Origin of the sequence: Paralcaligenes ureilyticus (assembly GCF_004346225.1) — a bacterium.
In the GTDB taxonomy this organism is placed as follows: Bacteria; Pseudomonadota; Gammaproteobacteria; order Burkholderiales; family Burkholderiaceae_B; genus Paralcaligenes; species Paralcaligenes ureilyticus.
Genome location: NZ_SMAJ01000002.1, coordinates 376,354 through 389,605 on the forward strand (window position 1 = coordinate 376,354; position 13,252 = coordinate 389,605).

The 13,252-nt window shown below is 56.7% G+C and carries 12 protein-coding genes; 8 read left to right on the forward strand and 4 right to left on the reverse strand.

Going from position 1 to position 13,252, the window contains the following annotated elements; genetic code table 11:
* Positions 1-5: 5 nt before the first annotated feature.
* Complete coding sequence (locus EDC26_RS04090) at positions 6-1,052, forward strand: ABC transporter ATP-binding protein (RefSeq protein WP_132579974.1); 1,047 nt, start codon at positions 6-8, stop codon at positions 1,050-1,052.
* 2 nt (positions 1,053-1,054) lie between these two features.
* A complete protein-coding gene (locus tag EDC26_RS04095) occupies positions 1,055-1,879 on the forward strand; it encodes a phosphodiesterase (protein ID WP_132579975.1) in 825 nt (274 codons plus the stop codon).
* A gap of 239 nt (positions 1,880-2,118) precedes the next feature.
* Here EDC26_RS04095 and EDC26_RS04100 read toward each other — a convergent pair whose 3' ends face one another.
* Positions 2,119-2,643, reverse strand: a complete 525-nt coding sequence (locus EDC26_RS04100) for a cupin domain-containing protein (protein WP_132579976.1) — start codon at positions 2,641-2,643, stop codon at positions 2,119-2,121.
* Positions 2,644-2,951: 308 nt separating this feature from the next.
* On the reverse strand, positions 2,952-4,754 hold the full coding sequence (locus EDC26_RS04105; protein ID WP_132579977.1) for a M14 family metallopeptidase: 1,803 nt from the start codon (positions 4,752-4,754) through the stop codon (positions 2,952-2,954).
* Between the two features lie 177 nt (positions 4,755-4,931).
* Here EDC26_RS04105 and argG point away from each other — a divergent pair, with 177 nt between their 5' ends.
* Entirely contained in the window at positions 4,932-6,260 is a 1,329-nt protein-coding gene (gene argG, locus EDC26_RS04110; protein ID WP_132579978.1) for an argininosuccinate synthase, read from the forward strand.
* A gap of 80 nt (positions 6,261-6,340) precedes the next feature.
* Positions 6,341-7,609 (forward strand): MFS transporter, encoded by a 1,269-nt coding sequence (locus tag EDC26_RS04115; RefSeq protein WP_132579979.1) that lies wholly within the window; start codon positions 6,341-6,343, stop codon positions 7,607-7,609.
* A gap of 131 nt (positions 7,610-7,740) precedes the next feature.
* Here EDC26_RS04115 and EDC26_RS04120 read toward each other — a convergent pair whose 3' ends face one another.
* On the reverse strand, positions 7,741-8,382 hold the full coding sequence (locus EDC26_RS04120) for a DNA-3-methyladenine glycosylase I (protein WP_132579980.1): 642 nt from the start codon (positions 8,380-8,382) through the stop codon (positions 7,741-7,743).
* Between the two features lie 99 nt (positions 8,383-8,481).
* Here EDC26_RS04120 and EDC26_RS04125 point away from each other — a divergent pair, with 99 nt between their 5' ends.
* From EDC26_RS04125 to EDC26_RS04140, 4 genes are all read left to right on the forward strand, one after another.
* On the forward strand, positions 8,482-9,555 hold the full coding sequence (locus EDC26_RS04125) for a tartrate dehydrogenase (protein ID WP_132579981.1): 1,074 nt from the start codon (positions 8,482-8,484) through the stop codon (positions 9,553-9,555).
* A 277-nt stretch (positions 9,556-9,832) separates the two neighbouring features.
* A complete protein-coding gene (gene pbpG, locus EDC26_RS04130; protein WP_132579982.1) occupies positions 9,833-10,888 on the forward strand; it encodes a D-alanyl-D-alanine endopeptidase in 1,056 nt (351 codons plus the stop codon).
* A gap of 36 nt (positions 10,889-10,924) precedes the next feature.
* Positions 10,925-11,716 carry an NRDE family protein gene (locus tag EDC26_RS04135; RefSeq protein ID WP_132579983.1) on the forward strand — a complete coding sequence of 264 codons (792 nt, stop codon included), beginning with the start codon at positions 10,925-10,927 and terminating at the stop codon, positions 11,714-11,716.
* Between the two features lie 182 nt (positions 11,717-11,898).
* Positions 11,899-12,411 (forward strand): carboxypeptidase-like regulatory domain-containing protein, encoded by a 513-nt coding sequence (locus tag EDC26_RS04140; protein WP_243700769.1) that lies wholly within the window; start codon positions 11,899-11,901, stop codon positions 12,409-12,411.
* 29 nt (positions 12,412-12,440) lie between these two features.
* On the opposite strand, the gene ypfH is transcribed toward EDC26_RS04140, so the two are convergent.
* Positions 12,441-13,190 carry an esterase gene (ypfH, locus tag EDC26_RS04145; protein WP_132579984.1) on the reverse strand — a complete coding sequence of 250 codons (750 nt, stop codon included), beginning with the start codon at positions 13,188-13,190 and terminating at the stop codon, positions 12,441-12,443.
* Between the last annotated feature and the right edge of the window lie 62 nt (positions 13,191-13,252).

The window sequence follows — 13,252 nt, forward strand, 5'->3', positions numbered from 1 at the left end:
CCGCCATGAAGCTGAATTCGATTCCCATCCGCCTGGAAAATTGCAGCAAAACCTATAACCAGAAAACCCAGGTTCTGCAACCTACCAGCCTGGCCATCAGTGCAGGCGAAACACTGGTGTTGCTCGGGCCATCGGGTTGCGGCAAGACCACTACCCTGCGCCTGATAGCCGGTCTTGAACGCCCCGACCCAGGCGGCCGTATTTTTTTCGGCGAAGAAGACGTGACCCAACAAGCCATTGAAGAACGCCGGGTCGGCATGGTGTTCCAGAACTATGCGCTGTTTCCCAATTTTACGGTTCGGGAAAACATCGGGTACGGCTTGAAGATAAAAAAGATCCCTCCCCGGCTGCGCAAGGTGCGTGTCGACGAACTGTTGGAGCTGGTGCATTTAACCGAACATGCCGACAAAAACATTGCCCAGCTGTCCGGCGGACAGAAACAACGGGTGGCCCTGGCGCGCGCGCTTGCACCCGAGCCGCGCGTCCTGCTGCTGGATGAACCACTGACCGCACTGGATGCAAAGCTGCGCGAAACGCTTAGAACCGATATGGATCTTTTGCTGAAGAACCTCGGAGTGACCACCGTTTACGTAACCCACGACCAGGCAGAGGCCATGGTCTTGGGCGACCGGGTTATCGTTATGAGCGCCGGACGCATCGAGCAGGCCGGCTCGCCGCGCGATATTTATTTCCAGCCCAAAAATCGCCACGTGGCCCACTTCCTGGGCTCACTGAATTGTTTGAACGGCTTTTTCAAGGATGACGCATTTCATACTCACGGCGGGCATATTGCCTGCCCCGCGCAGGCTGCCGGCTTGCCGGAAGTTTTTTTCAGATCTGAAGATGCGATGCTGGTGGCTCCCGGGCAAAGCACCTTGCGCGGCATCATCGCCAACATTCAATTCCTGGGCGAGCGCACCCGGGTCTATCTGCAAGGCGTCAGCGACAGCGTCGTCTGCGTAGAAACTTCGAACCGGACGAATTATCAGACGGGCCAGGAAGCCGGTCTGCTGATTCCCCAGGAACACTTGCTAATCATCCATAAGGACTGACCATGTTGCTAGCTCAGATCAGCGATCTGCACATCAAGCGGCCCGGACTGCTGGCCTATAAAAAGGTGAATACCACCGAGTACTTGCGCGCCTGTATCGCCAAAGTGAACGCACTGCTGCCCAAGCCCGATGTCCTCATCATCACCGGCGACCTGGCCGACTTTGGCGCCGCGCCGGAATACCAGTCATTGCGCCGCGAGCTGTCTGCGTTGACCATCCCTTACTACCTGATGGTGGGCAATCACGACCACAGGAGCGCGCTGCGGGAAGCTTTTCCAGACCATGCCTATCTGAATACGGGCTCGAGCTTTGTGCACTATGCGATCGACTTCGATGAGATCAGCGTCCTGGCATTGGATACGCAGGACCTGCCCAATAGCGGCGGGCGCCTGTGCGCCGAACGCCTGTCGTGGCTGGCGGAACAATTGGCGCAGCGGCGCGACAAGACTGTCATGATCGCCATGCATCATCCACCGTTCGACTGCGGGATAGAGCATATGGACAAGCAGGGGTTGGCGGCCGGCGATTCGCAAAAGCTGGAAGCCTTGCTGAGCAGTTATCACAACGTGGAACGCATTATTTGCGGCCATGTACATCGTTCGGCATTCACACTTTTTGCCAACACGATCGCCAGCATTTGCCCCTCTCCGGCGCATCAGGTGGCCTATGATCTACGAGAAAACGGCCCGAGCGCTTTCATTATGGAGCCGCCCGCGTTCCACGTGCATGCGCATGTGGGGAAGCGCTGGATCACGCACAATGTTTATGTCAACGACTACGGTGGCCGATATCCGTTTTATGACGAGGACGGAAAGCTGATTGATTGATGGGTTGAAACAGACGGCTTATATTGAGTGTGTGTAATACACACTATGAACAGTAAAGGTCATATCAGACAGCTAAGGCATTTTCGGTTGAAGCGTTTACGGAGCTGGACGTGTTCCGTGTCGCGCTTTTTTTGAGCCGTTTGGGGTGGGGGTCATTCTGTTAAGACGCCGCAGGGCGAGGGGTGGGTACCGTCCGGTCCGTCCAGCGGTCATGGCGCTAACGCAGTAACCGCACTCCATCAGACATGACTACTGTCGGCGGCCCGGCCCAGCCGACCGATCAGCTTCGCATGTTGGGGGTACTGCATCTGCAACTCGGCCGTATCCGCCAGCTCGAATTCGCTGAACTCGAATCCGGGCGCGACCGTGCATCCCACAAACGAATAGCTTTGGCGATCGATACGCTCGGCGGCGAACCAGCATCGGGCTGGCACTACCGCCTGAAACACCGTGTCAGGTTCTTCCAGAGCATTGCCAAGCCGAAGCGTACGCAGTTGACCTGCGTCGTCCAGCACGTGAATACCCAAAGGGCAACCGGCATAAAAATGCCAGAGCTCGTCCGAACGGATCCGATGCCAGGCGGAATACGCATCGCCGCTCAACAGATAGTAAATAGCGGTGGAGGCCGAGCGTTCTCGACCTGACTGCAAACGCTGTACGCGCTCTTCGCACCGATAGGTTTCCCGGTAGTAGCCGCCTTCAGGGTGCGGGCGCAGATCGAATTGCTGGATGAGTCGATTTACGGCGGAACTGGCAGATGGCATGATTGTCTCGTTAATAATGTTCGTTGCGGCGAAGAACATACCCATTATTCATGTAGTGACAGCCCTTGTGGCTGCCATTTTTAGCGACTGTAGCGGCAGCCCTTGTGGCTGCCATTTTCAACCGTGCAGCGGCGTGGGCGGTCAAAACGGGACAGGCGAGATCAGTGCCAAGTCTGCCTAAACTAGTCGCGCCGCATGGCTAAAATGACCGTTCCGGCCACGATTGTCTGGTCGCGACAATGGCAGCCACAAGGGCTGCCGCTACAAATTCCATCTAAGAAGCCATCGTTCCATTTCGGACTCTCGCTTCATCCCGGCTCCCCACCAAAATTTTCCCACCACCATTCAGTCGCCAACACCACCGTTTGCATTTGCACCGTATGAGCAAATATAAAGTCGTCGCCGTAAATGGTTTCGTCCGGGAATTCGGTGATGAGGGTTACGCCGGGCGTCTGGTTCGGCGCTTCTGCTGTGGTGTACGGAATGCCATGCCGTACCTGAAAAGGCGCTGATGCGGCATAGCGTTGATAACACTGCAATTGCTCGGCGTTATAGGCGATGAGATCCAGATTGAGCGACAACCGTTGCATGACATGCGCAAGCAAACGGTCGGCGACCTCCTGGTAGCCAGGCTTGTAGCGCAATATTAGAAAGAACCCTTTTGGCAGGCTCCAAAGCTCGAAGCCTCGAGGCACATAACCGGTGCAGGGACGAGTCCACTCATGAGACGGATAGCCATGCAAATTCAAATGCAACTGGGCGTGGCTGACCTCGAATGCGTGGTTGCGCGCATCGCGCTCGAACCAGGGTGCATGCTCGCGATACTCAAGGTCGTCGCCTAAAGCCGTATAACGCGCCGCATGATGCATATGCGTGGGATAGAGTGAGCACAGGGACTGGTGCATGGCATAGCCATCGGGGTTTTCAATGGGCACCAGTACAAAATGAGCACTGGGATTTTCTTGCAGGTGCGTCGCGGCTCGTATCGCGCCAACCACACCCGATGTTTCATTGGCGTGCTGCGCCCCACTGATCAGCACCGCAGGCAAGACGCCTTGACGATGCACGCCGTTAACGGCCCTTCCCTGTTTGGAGGAAAAAGCAAAATGCGTTCCGGCCAAGGACTGCAAAGATTGTTCTACCAATGCAGGCGCAAATGGGCCGTCAACCAGGGCAAGGTCAGAGGCATCGCCGTGCAGCGGCTTTGAGTCACGGTCTTGGGGCGCAGAATTCACCGTGGCGCCGTGGGCATGAATTGCAGACGCAGCACCAAACATCACCTTGACGTGCGCCGTGCCCTGCTGATTGTCCAGGTGAATTCCCGGCACTATCTGGCCAGGCTGCAACCCCCTGTTTCCGTGCGCACGCCCAGAGTGCTGCTGAAAAAATTCCAGCAACGAGAAATAAATATCTTCGTGCATGGCCTCGGTAGTGCTCAGGTGCTCGTGCCCATAGGACAAGGCCCGTTCAATGCCGGGCAAGCTCATGGTGATATGCAACTGGTCGAAATAAGGCTCGCGATGGCCCCAATCGTGCTGCGCAACCGCGGCCATCACAGCGTGGAATGCCTGTTGGTACTCGGACAGCACATGCGTGTCGAGCGCATGCTCGCCGCCCGTCACCTTGATCCACGCCGATGGCGCGTACACGTCCAGGCCCAGGAAATCCTTGCTGAAAACATTGGGAGCAAAAATCCGGCGGTCTTCGGTGCGATCTGCGTAAGACAACGCCACCTGATAATAACTTTTACCCGTCGCGTCGGGCCCTTCGGTAAACTCAATATCAATGCCGGGGAAAAGCCCGGTCAACGGGTAGGCTTCCAGCAAAAAACGATTGGGCACGCATGCCGGATGACGAGGGTATTGAACCTTTACCCCTTGCAAGCCGGCGTGATCCACCTCTTCCAGGAAAAAATGCAGCAAGGGTTTGTAAGCGCTGAACACCTTGGCCTGGACTCCTGCGGCAGCCAGCGCGGCCTGCATGGCCTGCCGTTTGGCCAGATCCTCGAACAGCCATATCTTTACCTTGGCATGGCGATACGCATCGGTGGACAATTGCCGCAATAGCTGATCAGCAGTGCGCGGAAAGGTTTGATCAAGCAAAGTCTGCATGGTGCCTACCTATTTATGAAGCGAATAGTTGATTTTATAGGCGTCGCCTGCCCGGCGGCTTGAGCGACCGCGTACAATAACGCCGAGCCTTATTGCCCAGACGGGTTGATTACAGCTCGCCTACGGCGGCAACACCGTTTAGAACCTTTTCGTTTTCCCATCATCCTTATATTACCGATGACTACCATTCTGCAACATATCCCCACCGGCAAACGAGTCGGCATCGCCTTTTCGGGCGGCCTCGACACCAGCGCAGCGCTACTGTGGATGCGCCAAAAAGGCGCTATTCCTTATGCCTATACCGCCAATCTGGGCCAGCCCGACGAACCCGATTACGATGACATTCCGCGCCGAGCCCTGCAGTATGGCGCCGAGAAGGCACGCCTGGTCGATTGCCGGCAACAACTGGTCGCCGAAGGCATCGCTGCTTTGCAATCCGGGGCATTCCACATCTCGACTGCAGGCGTCACCTACTTCAATACCACGCCTATAGGCCGTGCCGTAACCGGCACCATGCTGGTGGCGGCCATGAAAGAAGATGGCGTCAACATCTGGGGCGACGGCAGCACCTTCAAAGGCAACGACATCGAGCGTTTCTACCGCTACGGCTTGCTGACCAACCCTGGCTTGCAAATCTACAAACCCTGGCTCGACCAGGCTTTCATCGATGAGCTGGGCGGGCGCGCGGAAATGTCCGAATTCATGCGGCAGTCGGGCTTTGACTATCGCATGTCCTCCGAAAAAGCCTATTCCACCGACTCGAATATGCTGGGGGCCACACACGAAGCCAAAGACCTGGAACACCTCAACAGCGGCATCAAAATCGTTCAACCCATCATGGGCGTGGCCTTCTGGCGCGACGATGTACAGGTGAAAAACGAAGAAGTCACAGTGCGCTTTGAAGAAGGCCGGCCCGTGGCCTTGAATGGCGTGGAGTTCGGCAATATGGTCGATCTGCTGCTTGAAGCCAACCGTATCGGCGGCCGGCACGGGCTGGGCATGAGCGACCAGATCGAGAACCGCATTATCGAAGCCAAGAGCCGCGGCATTTACGAAGCCCCGGGACTGGCCCTGCTTTTCATCGCCTACGAGCGGCTGATCACCGGCATACATAATGAAGACACGATCGAGCAATACCGCGACAATGGGCGCCGCCTGGGCCGGCTGCTGTATCAGGGCCGCTGGTTCGATCCGCAAGCCATCATGCTGCGCGAATCCGCGCAGCGCTGGATAGCGCGGGCCATTACCGGCGAAGTCACGCTGGAACTGCGCCGCGGCAACGACTACTCGCTGCTCAATACCGTCTCGGCCAACCTCACCTACAAGCCCGAACGGCTCACCATGGAAAAGGGCGAATCAACGTTTTCACCGCAGGATCGCATTGGCCAACTGACGATGCGTACGCTGGACATCGTGGACACGCGCGAAAAATTGCTGAATTACGCCAAGTCCGGACTCCTGTCTTCCACGCCCAACAGCGCTTTGCCTAAACTGGAGAGCGAATAACACCCTGCGCCTGCATTGCCAATGGCTGCCGCCATTGGCTTGCAAAAAGAATGCGCTGCGCAGTACGGTGACCAAGAACCATGAGTACGCCCACCCGACAAGACATTGAGTCGCCCTATGCCTGGACACGCCTGATCGTGTCCCTGCTCATCATGACCATAGGCGGCTCGGGCATGTACTCGATTACCGTCGTGCTGCCGCGCATCCAGGAAGAATTCGGCATCACGCGATCCGATGCCTCCATGCCCTATACGCTGACCATGGTCGGCTTTGGCTTGGGCGGGATCCTGATGGGCAAGATATCGGATCGGTTCGGGGTTGTCATCCCGCTGGTGGTCGGCACTATAGGGCTGGGGCTGGGCTTTATCGTGGCCGGCATGGCCCACGATATGTGGGTGTTCAACCTGACACAAGGCCTTATGATCGGCCTGCTGGGCACTTCGGCGACCTTCGCGCCGCTGGTGGCCGATACCTCGCAATGGTTTTCCCGCCGCCGCGGCATTGCGGTGGCCATCTGCATGAGCGGCAATTATCTGGCCGGCACGGTTTGGCCGCCAATCATGCAGTACTTCGTCGACATGGCCGGCTGGCGCCACATGTATATGGGCGTGGGCGTGTTTTGCATCGCGTCGATGCTGCCTCTGTCGCTCGTGCTGCGCCGGCGTGCGCCCAATGCCGAAGCGGCTGCCCGATCGCGATCGCACGTGGCTGCGTGGCTGCAGCGCGAGCTGGCCAATTCAAGCCCCGACCATCCGCTTGGACTCACGCCCAATATGCTGCAAGGCTTGCTGTGCGTTGCCGGGGTCGCATGCTGTGTGGCAATGGCCATGCCGCAAGTGCATATTGTGGCCTACTGCGGCGACCTGGGTTTTGGCCCGGCGCGCGGCGCCGAAATGCTGGCCCTGATGATGGGGCTGGGCATCATCAGCCGGTTGGTATCGGGCTGGATCTCGGACCATATCGGTGGCCTGCGTACCCTGCTGCTGGGCTCGCTATTGCAAGGCATTGCTCTGCTCTTGTTCCTGAACTACAAGGGGCTGGTGTCGCTCTTTGTCATTTCGGGCATGTTCGGCCTGTTCCAGGGCGGCATCGTACCGGCCTATGCCGTGATTGTGCGTGAATACTTCTCCGTTAAAGAATCCGGAACGCGAATTGGAACGGTACTGATGGCAACGCTGCTGGGGATGGCCCTGGGCGGATGGCTCTCGGGCGCCATTTACGATTTAACCTATTCCTACCACGCCGCCTTCGTCAACGGCATGGCCTGGAACCTGCTTAACATCAGCATCGTCGCCTTTTTGCTTTATCGTTCAAGGCGCGGGCAACACGGCATGGCGGTTGCGGCATAAAGTCGTAACGGTACGCCTTTGTAGCGGCAGCCCTTGTGGCTGCCATTTTCACTAAACGGGGTGCACGTTATTGCGCCGATGGCAGCCACAAGGGCTGCCGCTACAGGCGACGGGCACGTCCCTAAAAACCGTTATGGAAGCTGAAGATTTTTCCTCGCGGCCAGGGCCGCATCGCGCACGCTGCAACCCTCGAAGTGATCATTCACCAGACCCATGGCCTGCATCAAGGCATACATGGTGGTGGGACCGACGAAAGTCCACCCACGCTTCTTCAAATCCTTGGATATCGCCGTGGATTCAGCCGAAACCGACATGGCCTTGACGGCCTCGTACGTAACCCGCTTGGGCCGACTGCTGCGTGCAGGCTCATAGCGCCATAAAAACGCAGCGAGCGAACCGAATTCATCGCGTAATTCCAAAGCCTTCTTTGCATTATTGATGGCCGAAGCAATTTTCCCCCTGTGCCGCACAATGCCCGCATCACCTAATAAGCGCGCCACATCCGAATCGGTGAAACCGGCTACCTTGTCGATATCGAAATGGGCAAACGCCTGCCGGAACGCCTCGCGCTTGTTCAGGATGGTGAGCCAGCTAAGGCCCGCCTGGAAGCCTTCCAGGCAAATTTTTTCAAATAAGCGTCGGTCATCGACAACAGGAAAACCCCATTCATGATCGTGATAATGCTGATACGCAGGCGTCGCCTGGCACCAAATGCACCGCCGAGTGTGGGTATCGTCGCTGAAAAGGCCGGTGTCAGGCGAATCAAAAGGCATAAAATATTCCGTTGAATAAACAACAACATTCTATGCCGAGTCGAATTTATTCTATAGTTTCAACTTCGCCCGTTCTCTCCCACCACACAAAGAATCTTCATGAAAACATATCGGATCGCAACCATTCCCGGCGACGGCATAGGTAAAGAAGTGATACCCGCCGGCCGCCAGGTGCTTGAAGCGCTGGCGCAGGCCAACCATTCATTTGCATTCGAGTTTGAAAATTTCGACTGGGGCGGCGACTATTATCGCCAACATGGCGTGATGATGCCGGAAAAAGGGCTGGACGCCTTGCGCGACAAAAACGCGATTTTATTTGGCTCGGCGGGCGATCCGCATATACCCGACCACATCACCTTATGGGGCCTGCGCCTGAAAATTTGCCAGGGCTTCGATCAATACGCGAACGTACGCCCTACTCGCATCCTGCCCGGCATCGACGCACCGCTTAAACGCTGCACCGCGCGCGATCTGAACTGGGTGATCGTACGTGAAAACTCGGAAGGCGAATATTCCGGGGTGGGCGGACGCGTGCATCAAGGCCATCCTATCGAAGCCGCTACCGATGTTTCCATCATGACCCGCGCGGGCGTCGAACGCATCATGCGTTTCGCCTTCCGGTTGGCGCAGGCGCGCCCGCGCAAATTGCTGACAGTCATCACCAAGTCCAACGCCCAACGCCACGCGATGGTGATGTGGGATGAAATCGCAGTGCAAATTTCGAAAGAATTTCCCGATGTCGTCTGGGATAAAGAGCTGGTCGATGCGGCCACGGCCCGCATGGTAAACCGCCCCGCCACGCTGGACACGATTGTGGCCACCAATCTGCACGCCGACATTCTAAGCGACCTCGCGGCCGCTCTGGCGGGTAGCCTGGGCATTGCACCCACCGGCAACATCGACCCGGAACACCGCTACCCGTCGATGTTCGAACCCATACACGGATCGGCGTTCGACATCATGGGCAAAGGCCTGGCCAATCCTATAGGCACTTTTTGGTCGGTCGTAATGATGCTGGAACACTTGGGTGAAAATGCGGCTGCGCAGAGCGTTATGCAGGCTATCGAACACGTGACTGCAAACAGTGCTCTGCATACTCGCGATCTAGGCGGCAACGCAACAACGGCGGGCGTCACGGCCGCTGTATGCCAGCGAATCAATCCCAAAAAATAAACCAATAAGACGCAATCAGCCAAAATGAATCCTACGGCCTGCTCCTCAATCCTCCACTCTACATTTACTGTATCTATGAACAGTAAATGGCTTGAGTTATCACAGGGTTTACACCATAAGTTAAAACTAAAATTAAATAACTTATGTAACTAGCTAATATTGCTGGTAATTTTTTTTAATTCTGATATTATTTTGCACATCTGGCCTCACCGCCATCTACCACGTACGAACTATGCGACACATTTGGAACCGAACTTTTTTCCTGGCATTATTGCCCATGCTGGCACTCGTATTTGGCCTGAACACCAATGCGTATAGCAGCACAAACGGCAATACGTCCAGCAGCGCGACGCATCACGTTAAAAAGAAGTTTTCCACACACGCAAAAACCAAAGCCAAAACCAAAAAAGCCGCCCACCGCACAGTCGCTGTACGCAAAACCCATGTTTCCCGCCACCATCGGCATTCCAGCCGTCGAATCGCCACCCGTATTCCGCATGTCCATCGTGTAGCGCTAAGCCCCAGTTCGGACACCTCGGTACAGCGCTACGCACCTTCTCATCCCGAGGCACAGATCAAGCACGCAGCGCTCCAATCTGAAGTGGCCTATGTGCAGGATATGGAAAACTCCACCGTCCTTTATCAAAAAAATAGCGACGAAGTTCGGCCCATCGCCTCGATCTCCAAGCTCATGACCGCGCTCATTATTGCCGAAGCGCACCAACCTCTGGGCGACAAACTGACAATCACCGAAGACGACGTCGATCGCCTGCGGCACTCGCGCTCGCGCCTGACGGTAGGCACCGAACTCAGCCGCGCCGACATGCTGCACCTGGCATTGATGTCCTCCGAGAACCGCGCCGCTCATGCCCTGGCCCGCAATTACCCTGGCGGCATACCCGCTTTCGTACGCGCCATGAACGACAAGGCCCGCGCACTGGGTATGCGCCAAACGCATTTCATCGAGCCTACCGGGCTATCCAGCTCCAACGTCTCAACCCCGCGTGACCTCGTCAAACTTCTGGTTGCCGTCAGCAAACAGCCGCTGATCCATCGCTTCACCACCGACGACCATTATGAAGTAGCTGTCGGCCGTCGCCGCCAGTTATTCAATAATACCAACCGGCTCATTCGCAGCCCCGACTGGGATATCCAGATATCCAAAACCGGCTTTATCAATGAAGCCGGCGAATGCCTGGTAATGCTGACCAAAATCGACCGCCGCGAAGTCGCCATCATCTTGTTGAACTCCAGCGGACGCTACTCACGCTTTGGCGACGCAGTGCGCCTGCGTAACCTGGTCGAACGCGAAACCAACCTGGCCATGATGTAAGCTAAGAGGTTCTCTCCAGCATGGCGCCGCGTTTTCATGTGCATTGCGTATATAGCCATTCACACCCATCCGGACTGGCCGCTGTTCATCGCGGCCAACCGCGATGAATTCCATCAACGCCCCAGTATCCCTGCGGCCCCTTGGGCCGAACACCCAAACGTAATTGCCGGCATTGATTGCCAGGCCGGAGGCACTTGGCTTGGCATTACCCGACAGGGGCGTTTTGCCTTGCTGACCAATTACCGCGACCCGGGGCATATCCTGGCCAATGCGCCTTCGCGCGGCAAGCTGACCAGCGACTACCTGACCCAGAACCAGCCGGCGCAGCGTTATGCGCAAAACATAGCGGATAAGGCAACGGCGTATAACGGCTTCAACCTTATCGTCGGCGATCTGCGGCAGACTTACTACGTGGGTAATCGTGATGCCGGCATAGCCGCCCGCCTGCTCGCGCCGGGCCGGCACGTGCTATCGAACCATCTGCTTGACACGCCCTGGCCCAAGGCGGAGCGTCTGCGTCAAGCGCTTGACCGATTCCCGCTGGATCAGCTGGAACAGTCGCTCGCAACAGTATTCAATGTATTGAAAGACACAACGCAGGCGGAAGATCACGCCCTGCCCAACACCGGCCTGCCACAAGAACGGGAACGCTTGTTAAGCAGCCCATTTATTGTCAGCCCGAACTACGGAACGCGCTGCTCCACGGTTATTGCCGTGCATGCCAGCGGGCGCGCCCTGTTGAGCGAAATTAGCTATGGCTCGACAGGCCTGGCCACGCAGCGCCACGACTGGCCGTTTATGGTGGAAGACACGGCGACCACCCTTTAAATTGTAGTGGCAGCCCTTGTGGCTGCCATTTACGAATCAACCGGCACCTTGTTTAGCAAACATGGCAGCCACAAGGACTGCCGCTACAAAAGCATCGCGGCCGCCGCGCTTTGGCCCCCAATCAGAAAACACCGATCAAAGAGCCTAAAATAAACATCAAGCGCCAATCTGGAGAAAAAATAATGTACACGCACACATCGTATCGGCCTGTTCAGAAAGCGACTTTGCGGGCGGCTTCAACACCTGCCATCCAATCCGCAGCAAAATCGGCATCGCAACCCGTCGTGCGATTCATGTTATTTGCCGCCATCCTGCTTATCGGAGCATTCGTCTACACGCAGGCTCATGCAGAACTGCCTCCATTGCAGCATCAGGGGTCGGCTGATTACGTCAGCGGCGGCATAGGAATTGACGAATCCACCGCCTTCAAGGCGGCCATGTCGCAATTCCCGCTGGCGCTAACCTTTGCCAGCAACCACGACGGCAAAGCAGAATATGTGTCGGACGTACAAGTAGTCATACGCGACGGCCAGAACAACAACGTATTGAACGTGGCCTCTGAAGGGCCTTACTTCCTGGCCCGCCTGCCTGCAGGAAAGTACGAAGTTTTTGCTACCTACCAGGGCCAGACACAGTCACGCAAGGCGGATATCGGTAGCAAAGGCACCGCGGAATTGACGTTCGAGTGGAAATGATATTGGATGGCAAAACCCCACCGCAAACCTCAATGCAAGGTTCGACGGTCAACCTGCCCACCACCGGAATGACCCTGATCGCCCGTTTGATCGTCGGCCGTCAATTCTCCCAGCGCGGCTTCCCAGCGGCGCAACGGGACGCAGGTTTGCAATCGGTATATGGCCTGGTCGATCAGCGCCACGTGCAATTCGTGGCCAACTGTGGAGGCTATATCCAGGGTAGCGTCGCCGCGTAATTCAGCCAGGCGGGCATGAGCGGCCCTGGCGTGGCTAACCGGAATCAGTGTGTCGTCGGCGCCATGCAGAAGATGCAAGGTCGTGGCGGCGGGAGCCATTTCGGGCAGGCTGGCATAGCGCCCTGAAAAGGCCAATACCCGTCCTGCCAGATCAGCATGCTGCACGCTTGCCTCGAGCACCATCGTCGCGCCGTAAGAGAAACCGGCCAATGCGGTTTGCTCGTTGGACAGGCCGTACTGCGCCTGAAGCCGTCTGATTTGCGTAATCAGGTCAGGCAAGGCTCGCGCCACGCCCGCCGCAAGGCGGGCCTCACCCAAATCGCCGGATTCAAGCCAGTGATAGGCATTGTCGCCCAGACGCACCGGCCCGCAAGGCAAAACGACCAAGGCATTGGCAAACACTTTTTTTATAGCCTGGGCCAGCGGCAGCAACTGCTGCGGGCCGGCCGCCTCGCCATGCAAAAGCACAAACAATTGCTGAGGCTTGCCTTGTTCGGGCGAGAAAATCAATGGATCAGGAGAGCGTGGTTCAAGTATAGACATGGTCCAATGGTTCAATCTGCAAACCGTTCAAATCGAAAAAATCAGTCCTGATAATACACATT

Excerpts from the sequence above, each read along its gene's own strand:
- EDC26_RS04105 (WP_132579977.1), bottom strand. The coding sequence starts at position 4,754 with ATGCAGACTTTGCTTGATCAAACCTTTCCGCGCACTGCTGATCAGCTA.
- EDC26_RS04125 (WP_132579981.1), top strand. The coding sequence starts at position 8,482 with ATGAAAACATATCGGATCGCAACCATTCCCGGCGACGGCATAGGTAAA.
- pbpG (WP_132579982.1), top strand. The coding sequence starts at position 9,833 with ATGCTGGCACTCGTATTTGGCCTGAACACCAATGCGTATAGCAGCACA.
- EDC26_RS04115 (WP_132579979.1), top strand. The coding sequence starts at position 6,341 with ATGAGTACGCCCACCCGACAAGACATTGAGTCGCCCTATGCCTGGACA.
- EDC26_RS04095 (WP_132579975.1), top strand. The coding sequence starts at position 1,055 with ATGTTGCTAGCTCAGATCAGCGATCTGCACATCAAGCGGCCCGGACTG.
- EDC26_RS04100 (WP_132579976.1), bottom strand. The coding sequence starts at position 2,643 with ATGCCATCTGCCAGTTCCGCCGTAAATCGACTCATCCAGCAATTCGAT.
- ypfH (WP_132579984.1), bottom strand. The coding sequence starts at position 13,190 with ATGTCTATACTTGAACCACGCTCTCCTGATCCATTGATTTTCTCGCCC.
- EDC26_RS04090 (WP_132579974.1), top strand. The coding sequence starts at position 6 with ATGAAGCTGAATTCGATTCCCATCCGCCTGGAAAATTGCAGCAAAACC.
- EDC26_RS04140 (WP_243700769.1), top strand. The coding sequence starts at position 11,899 with ATGTACACGCACACATCGTATCGGCCTGTTCAGAAAGCGACTTTGCGG.
- EDC26_RS04120 (WP_132579980.1), bottom strand. The coding sequence starts at position 8,382 with ATGCCTTTTGATTCGCCTGACACCGGCCTTTTCAGCGACGATACCCAC.
- argG (WP_132579978.1), top strand. The coding sequence starts at position 4,932 with ATGACTACCATTCTGCAACATATCCCCACCGGCAAACGAGTCGGCATC.
- EDC26_RS04135 (WP_132579983.1), top strand. The coding sequence starts at position 10,925 with ATGTGCATTGCGTATATAGCCATTCACACCCATCCGGACTGGCCGCTG.